Below are 7,321 nucleotides of genomic sequence, written 5' to 3'. Positions count from 1 at the left end.
GGGCGGCAAGCTCCAGCCCCAACCGTGGCGATCATTTTGCCATTATTTACTTTTGCTAATCACCTACCGTCCACGATAGCCCTTCCGGGCGAATGCGGCGGCGGGGGCGACGACTGCGGCGGCGGATAGGGCACTGCCACGACGTCCTACGCAACACATGGCCCGTGATCTCCTCGGTAAAACACATGCCCCGGCAAATCGCATAGTGTGTCGCATCACAGGTTGTACGACGAGAGGACGAACACGATGAACTCCCCGACGGAACACTCGGGTCGCAGCTACGCGGAGGTTTACCGCGAGAGCGTCGACCGTCCCGAGGGGTTCTGGCTCACCGCGGCAGAGGCCGTGGAGTGGGAGACGCCGCCGACTCGCGCCCTCGACGACTCCGCTGCCCCGATGTACCGGTGGTTCCCCGGCGCGGTGCTGAACACCTGCTTCAACGCCCTCGACCGGCACGTCCGGGACGGACACGGCGACCGCGCGGCGCTGATCTACGACTCCGCGATGATCCCGGCCGCCTCACGCACCTATACGTACGCACAGTTACTCGACGAGGTGTCCCGGTTCGCGGGAGTTCTCACCTCACAAGGCGTGGCCGTCGGCGACCGGGTGATCATCTACATGCCGATGATCCCCGAGGCCGCAATCGCGATGCTCGCGTGCGCACGTATCGGCGCTGTGCATTCGGTTGTGTTCGGCGGGTTCGCCGCCAAGGAACTCGCGACTCGCATCGACGACGCCTGCCCGGTCGTGCTGGTGACCGCGTCGGGCGGCCTCGAACCTGGGCGCACCGTCGAGTACCTGCCGATGGTAGAGAAGGCGATGGAGTTGTCGGATACACCTCCGCACACGGTGATCGTCAAGGACCGGGAGCAGATCCCCGGTTCGGCAGCCGACTACCAGGGCAGCACGTCCGCATGGTTCGACTGGGACGCCCTGATCGCGGACGCGTCACCCGTGCAACCTGTTCCGGTGGCCGCAACGGATCCGCTGTATATCCTCTACACGTCCGGCACCACAGGGAAGCCGAAGGGTGTGATCCGCGACAACGGGGGGCATGCCGTCGCGCTCACCTGGTCGATGCACAACATCTACGACATCGGCCCCGGTGATGTGTGGTGGACCGCGTCGGACGTCGGCTGGGTGGTCGGCCACTCGTACATCGTCTACGGCCCACTGCTGGCCGGTGCCACTTCCGTGCTCTACGAAGGCAAACCGGTCGGGACCCCTGACGCGGGCGCGTTCTGGCGAGTCCTCTCCGATCACCGCGTGTCCGCGTTGTTCACCGCGCCGACGGCGATCAGGGCCATCCGCAAAGCGGATCCGGACGCACAGGAGATCACGAAGTACGACATCTCGTCATTGAAGGCGTTGTTCGCCGCCGGTGAACGCCTGGACCCCGACACCTACGCCTGGGCGACGAAGGTCCTCGACCGGCCCGTGGTCGATCACTGGTGGCAGACGGAGACCGGCTGGGCGATCTGCGCAAACCTGCGCGGACTCGAGCCCCTGCCGCTGAAGGCCGGTTCCCCGACCGTTCCGGTTCCCGGCTATCGCGTCGAAGTGCTGGACGGCCACGGCGACGCGGTACCTGCAGGCACCGAGGGAAGCATCGTGATCGCCCTTCCCCTTCCGCCGGGAACACTGACCGGCATCTGGCACGACCCGGAACGGTACGTGACGTCGTACCTCGCCGCGTTCGCCGGTTACTACCTCACCGGCGATTCCGGGTACGTCGACGAGGACGGGTACGTCTTCGTGCTCGGCCGGAGCGACGACGTCATCAACGTTGCCGGACACCGACTCTCAACGGGAAGCATCGAGGCTGTCGTCGCCGGGCATGCGGCCGTCGCCGAGTGTGCGGTGGTCGGGATCCGGGACGAACTCAAGGGGCAGCGGCCCAGCGGCTACGTGGTCCTCAAAGCCGGTGTGGACATAGACCCCGAAACTCTGCGCAGCGATCTGGTCTCGATGGTGCGCGATCAGATCGGGCCGGTCGCGACATTCCGCGACGTGACGGTCGTGGCGGCGCTGCCGAAAACGCGGTCAGGCAAGATCCTGCGCAAGACGATGCGGCAGATTGTCGACCACGAGGAGTACACCGTGCCGTCCACCATTGAGGACGTCGCAGTACTCGAGGCGCTGAAGAAACAACTGCGCGGGTGAGTCGCTCGCCGTCTCAACTATCGGACGGCCCAGAGGACACGACTGACAGGAACGGGGCCTCCACGCCGTGATTCTCGAACGCGGTGAGCGCCGCGCGGGTGAAGGCGCGTTGCACGGCCCACTGCCGGCCCGGCTTCACCCGCGTCGTGATGCGCAGGGTGACCGACGCGGCAGTCACAGAATTCACGCCCAGCAGTTCAGGTGGGTCGAGAATATCGGCCGCGATCGCAGTATCTACAGCGGAATCGAGGACGGCGCTCAGTGCCACCTCGCACGCACGTTGCACGTTCGCGGAATGAGAGATCGGGAGATCGACCACTGCGACCGCGTACCCCTGGCTCATGTTGCCGACGCGCAAGATCTCACCGTTGCGGCAATACCACAACGTCCCGTTGATGTCGCGAATCGTCGTTACCCGAAGACCGACCGACTCCACAGTGCCAGTCGCCTCACCCAGATCGACCACGTCGCCGACGCCGTACTGATCCTCGAGCAGCATGAAGATGCCAGACAGGAAGTCCCGAACGAGGTTCTGCGCACCGAACCCCAGTGCGACACCGATCACCCCCGCGGACGCGATGAACGGCGTGACGTTGATCCCGAGGATCCCCAGGACCTGCAACACCACCCAGACGAGAACCGCGATCGAGACGGTGGACTCGAGAACCGAACCGATCGTCGTCGCGCGCTGCGCGCTGCGCGCGTTGACCATGGCATCCTTGACGCCCCGCGGCGCCCGCTCGCGCAACGACTTCGACAGGGCGGGCTTGCCCGACGGGTCGCGCGGGCGCGTGATTCGCCGGATCATTCGATGCAGGACGAATCGCAGTATGAGCGCCATCACGATGTAGATCGCGATTTGGAGCGGTCGCTGAATGAGCCAATCCCGGTTGGTATCGGTCAGTTCGAAGGCCAGTTGCGAAGAAAACATCTCCAGCGAGTATACGGGCGAGACAGGATGTTGCAGACCGAGCCCGCTCCTGCGATCGCCATCCGCGCACTCAGTACAGGTTCCCGCGGCACAATGCAGGGGTGAACGTCACCGACTCAGCCAGTGTCCTCGTGGTCGACGACGACGAGGATGTGCGGACATCCCTCGAACGCGGCTTGCGCCTGTCCGGATTCACCGTTCTCACGGCGGTCGACGGAGCAGACGCCCTCCGGGTGATCAGTGAACAGCGACCCAACGCGATGGTGCTCGACATGAACATGCCGGTCATCGACGGTACGGGCGTCGTGACGGCCCTGCGCGCGATGAACAACGACATCCCAATCTGCGTGCTCAGCGCACGCGACACCGTAGATGACCGTATCTCCGGTCTGGAATCGGGCGCCGACGACTACTTGGTCAAGCCTTTCGTCCTCGCCGAATTGGTCGCCAGAATCCGTGCGATGCTGCGGCGACACGGAACGGTGGCGGCCACCGACTCGCCGGCGACTCCACCGATCCGCATCGGTGCTCTCGAAATCCACCTGTCTGCACGCAGGGTCTTCATGGCAGGTGAGGAAGTCACCTTGACCAAGCGGGAATTCGAACTACTCGAGGTTCTCGCCCACAACGTCGGCATCGTGCTGAGCCGTGAGCGACTCCTCGAACTGGTATGGGGTTACGACTTCGTCGCCGACACCAATGTGGTGGACGTCTTCGTCGGCTACCTCCGACGCAAGTTCGAAGGCGGAAATCAGCCACGCATCCTGCACACCGTCCGGGGCGTCGGGTTCGTGCTTCGAGTAGCGTCATGAAGCGATCCTTCTCACTCCGGACCCGCGTGGCGGCCGCCACCGCCCTCGGAGCGACGATCATCGTCGTAGCACTCGGCATCCTGGTATCGCTGGCCATCAACCGCAACAACCTCTCGCAACTCGACCGGCGACTGGAAACGGCATCGGAAGTCCTGGTTCCCAACGCGGCTACCGCCGGACTGTTCCTCGGCGCGCTGGGCGACTACGGCGCGTTCTCCATCACCATCCGCTCGGCCAGCGGCGACACCGTGCTCGTCAGCACTCCCACGCAACTGCCCGTACTCGACCCGGGCTGGCAGACCGCCGAAGTCAATGGCACGAAGTACCGGGCGTTCACTGCAATCGTGCCCATCCTCGGCACCCGCATCTCGCTGGCCGTTCCGTACGCCGAGGCCCAAGACGTGACGTCCGAGCAGCAACGCCAGGTCGCCCTCGTGGGCGTGCTCGCCGTCGCTGCGGCCAGCAGTCTCGGTTGGTTGTTCGGCGGACGTGCCGTACGCCCTCTGGTCGACCTGACCGCCCGCATCGTGCGCCGCGAACCCGAGCTGACACCCGCCTCCTCCGGTGTCCGGGAAGCAGACGAATTAGCCGCCGCCGCCGAATCGATGCTGAGAGACGTCGCCGAGGCGCAGGAAGCAACCACTACCGCGCTGTCCGTTGCGCGCGACTTCGCGGCCGTGTCCGCCCACGAACTTCGCACACCGCTCACCGCCATGCGCACCGACCTCGAGGTCCTCACCACACACGAGTTGACGTCCCCGCAGCGAGGCGAGATCCTCCGGGACGTCGCACGCGCTCAAAACCGGGTGGAGTCGACGCTGTCGGACCTCGAGCGCCTCGCCCGCGGCGAGCTGTCCACCGATGAGGACTTCGTGGACTGCGATCTGGTCGACATCAGCGATCTCGCGGCCGCAGACGCCATGCGGCACCACCCCGGGCTGCAGGTGAGCGTGGACACGTCCCCCGTGTCGGTTCACGGAATGCCCGGCGGACTGCGCCTGATCCTGGACAACGCCATCAAGAACGCCGCCCGGCACGGCGGTGCCACCGCCGTGAAGATCACACTGCGCGAATCGAACGGGAGCACCACGGTCGTCGTCGACGACAACGGCTCCGGCGTACCCGAAGCCGAACGGTCGGTGGTCTTCGAACGGTTCCACCGAGGCTCGACCGCCACGACGAGCGGGTCCGGGCTGGGCCTCGCACTCGTCGCTCAGCAGGCCGCGCTACACAACGGCACCGCGCATTTCGAGGTCAGCCCGCTCGGCGGCGCTCGACTGGTGGTCGAGCTTCACACCGGCCCGGCGCACAGGATGCGAAGCGCAGAAGGCCCCGCATCACACTGAGACGATGCGGGGCCTTCTTACTGGAGAGGCTATTCTTTCGCGTCTAGAAGATCAATCACGAACACCAGGGTCTTGCCGGACAGCTGATGTCCGGCACCAGCGAGGCCGTAGGCCAGTTCCGGCGGGATGGTGAGCTGACGACGTCCGCCCACCTTCATGCCGGGGATGCCGTCCTGCCAGCCCTTGATGAGCCCGCGCAGCGGAAAATGGATGGACTCGCCACGGTTCCAGGAAGAGTCGAACTCTTCACCGGATTCGAAATCGACGCCGACGTAGTGTACTTCAACGGTGCCCCCGGGAACGGCCTCTGCACCTTCGCCGACAACCAAGTCATTGATGGCCAGGGCTGTCGGTGCGGGTCCCTCTTGGAACTCGATCTCGGGCTTAGTCATGTGTGCTCCTTGGTGGGGACTTCGCAGTTCGGCACAGGTGCTCGCGATCAGCGACCTGCAGCGTCCCTATATTCACGCTCGGTGTAACCGGTGTAGATCTGGCGCGGGCGGCCGATCTTCGTAGCTGGATCTTCGTGCATCTCACGCCAGTGTGCAATCCACCCCGGCAGGCGGCCGATCGCGAACAGAACGGTGAACATGCGGGTCGGGAAGCCCATCGCTCGGTAGATCAGACCGGTGTAGAAGTCGACGTTCGGGTACAGCTTTCGCTCGACGAAGTAGTCGTCGGTGAGCGCCGCTTCTTCGAGGGCCATCGCGATCTCGAGAAGTTCGTCGTCGCCACCGAGTTTGTCGAGGATCGTGTGCGCAGTCTTTTTGACGATCGCCGCGCGCGGGTCGTAATTGCGGTAGACGCGGTGCCCGAAGCCCATGAGCTTCACGCCGTCTTCCTTGTTCTTGACCTTGCGGACGAAGTCGCCGGCGGTGCTACCGCTGGCCTTGATCTCGTCGAGCATCTCGAGCACGGCCTGGTTGGCCCCGCCGTGCAGCGGGCCCCAGAGCGCGTTGATGCCGCCGGAAATGGATGTGAAGAGGTTGGCGTCAGAGGAGCCGACCAGCCGCACCGTCGACGTCGAGCAGTTCTGTTCGTGGTCGGCGTGCAGGATCAGCAACATGTCGAGAGCCTTGGCGATCTCGGGGTCGATCTCGTAAGGCTCCGCGGGGAACCCGAACGTCATCCGCAGGAAATTCTCCACCAGGTTCAGTGAGTTGTCCGGGTACAGGAACGGCTGACCGACGGACTTCTTGTATGCGTATGCCGCTATCGTCGGCAGCTTCGCCAGCAGGCGAATGGTCGACAGCTCGACCTGCTCGGGGTCGGCCGGGTCCAGCGAATCCTGATAGTACGCAGACAACGCGTTGACGGCGCTGGACAGAACCGGCATCGGGTGCGCGTTCCGGGGGAACCCGTCGAAGAACCTCTTGAGATCCTCGTGCAGCAGGGTGTGGCGCCGAATCCGGTCGGTGAACGCCTCGAGTTCCGTTGCAGTCGGCAATTCACCGTAGATCAGCAGGTAACTGACCTCGATGAACGTCGACTTCCCGGCCAACTGTTCTATCGGGTAGCCACGGTAACGGAGGATCCCGCGCTCACCGTCGATATAGGTGATCGCAGAGCTGGTGGAGGCAGTATTGACGAATCCCGGGTCCAGGGTGGTGTACCCGGTGCTGGCGAGCAGCTTACCCAGTTCGATCCCGTCATTGCCCTCGGTTGCCCTGGCAATGGACATCTTGTGCTCACCACCAGGGTAGGTAAGCGTGGGCTTTGTGTCATTGTCAGGCACGAAGCATCCCTCTCAAGCTCGAACCAATGAGTAACAACTTCATTCAGGTAGAAACTAGTCCCACCTTGGCCCGCGCGCCGAGGGAGGGTCTACCCGGAGCCTGTGAGCCGACTCCACCACCCGACGCGAGGCAACCACACAGAAGTGCTCTCGGGGACGCTGAGTAAGGGTCCGAGCTGCCCGCACGACGTGAGAACGAAACGGGCGGGGGTCTGCCGCCTGAGTCTGAGCCGAGCTCGTTACCTGCGCCGATATCGGCAAAAGCGAACAACGTACACCTCGATCCGCCTCGGGGAGAGGAGTGCAGAACCGACACCACCGCGGGCCCGCC

General features: G+C 64.4%; 6 protein-coding genes. 3 read left to right on the top strand and 3 right to left on the bottom strand.

Translation table 11 applies throughout. The features are described 5' to 3' along the window. Positions 1-246 precede the first annotated feature (246 nt). Entirely contained in the window at positions 247-2,166 is a 1,920-nt protein-coding gene (locus RM2_RS02185) for a propionyl-CoA synthetase (protein WP_084721593.1), read from the top strand. Between the two features lie 13 nt (positions 2,167-2,179). Here RM2_RS02185 and RM2_RS02180 read toward each other — a convergent pair whose 3' ends face one another. Next, a complete protein-coding gene (locus RM2_RS02180; RefSeq protein WP_072687168.1) occupies positions 2,180-3,097 on the bottom strand; it encodes a mechanosensitive ion channel family protein in 918 nt (305 codons plus the stop codon). 101 nt (positions 3,098-3,198) lie between these two features. Between RM2_RS02180 and RM2_RS02175 the strand changes: the two genes are divergently transcribed. Together RM2_RS02175 and RM2_RS02170 are read left to right on the top strand one after the other, a co-directional pair. Beyond that, the gene (locus RM2_RS02175; RefSeq protein WP_072687167.1) at positions 3,199-3,909 is read left to right on the top strand and encodes a response regulator transcription factor; all 711 of its coding nucleotides are present in this window, start codon (positions 3,199-3,201) and stop codon (positions 3,907-3,909) included. Then, a complete protein-coding gene (locus tag RM2_RS02170) occupies positions 3,906-5,255 on the top strand; it encodes a sensor histidine kinase (protein ID WP_072687166.1) in 1,350 nt (449 codons plus the stop codon). The genes RM2_RS02175 and RM2_RS02170 overlap by 4 nt, the downstream gene beginning before the upstream one ends. Positions 5,256-5,284: 29 nt before the next feature. On the opposite strand, the gene RM2_RS02165 is transcribed toward RM2_RS02170, so the two are convergent. Together RM2_RS02165 and RM2_RS02160 are read right to left on the bottom strand one after the other, a co-directional pair. Further along, positions 5,285-5,647 carry an FKBP-type peptidyl-prolyl cis-trans isomerase gene (locus RM2_RS02165; RefSeq protein ID WP_072687165.1) on the bottom strand — a complete coding sequence of 121 codons (363 nt, stop codon included), beginning with the start codon at positions 5,645-5,647 and terminating at the stop codon, positions 5,285-5,287. Between the two features lie 47 nt (positions 5,648-5,694). Then, positions 5,695-6,990 carry a citrate synthase gene (locus RM2_RS02160; RefSeq protein ID WP_072687164.1) on the bottom strand — a complete coding sequence of 432 codons (1,296 nt, stop codon included), beginning with the start codon at positions 6,988-6,990 and terminating at the stop codon, positions 5,695-5,697. Between the last annotated feature and the right edge of the window lie 331 nt (positions 6,991-7,321).

The organism is Rhodococcus marinonascens NBRC 14363, assembly GCF_001894885.1.
GTDB lineage: Bacteria > Actinomycetota > Actinomycetes > Mycobacteriales > Mycobacteriaceae > Rhodococcus_F > Rhodococcus_F marinonascens.
Note: the sequence above shows the minus strand (reverse complement) of the source record. Positions and strands in the feature narration are given on the sequence as shown.

Coding starts and splice junctions, on each gene's coding strand:
- RM2_RS02180 (WP_072687168.1), bottom strand. CDS start 3,097: ATGTTTTCTTCGCAACTGGCCTTCGAACTGACCGATACCAACCGGGAT.
- RM2_RS02185 (WP_084721593.1), top strand. CDS start 247: ATGAACTCCCCGACGGAACACTCGGGTCGCAGCTACGCGGAGGTTTAC.
- RM2_RS02170 (WP_072687166.1), top strand. CDS start 3,906: ATGAAGCGATCCTTCTCACTCCGGACCCGCGTGGCGGCCGCCACCGCC.
- RM2_RS02165 (WP_072687165.1), bottom strand. CDS start 5,647: ATGACTAAGCCCGAGATCGAGTTCCAAGAGGGACCCGCACCGACAGCC.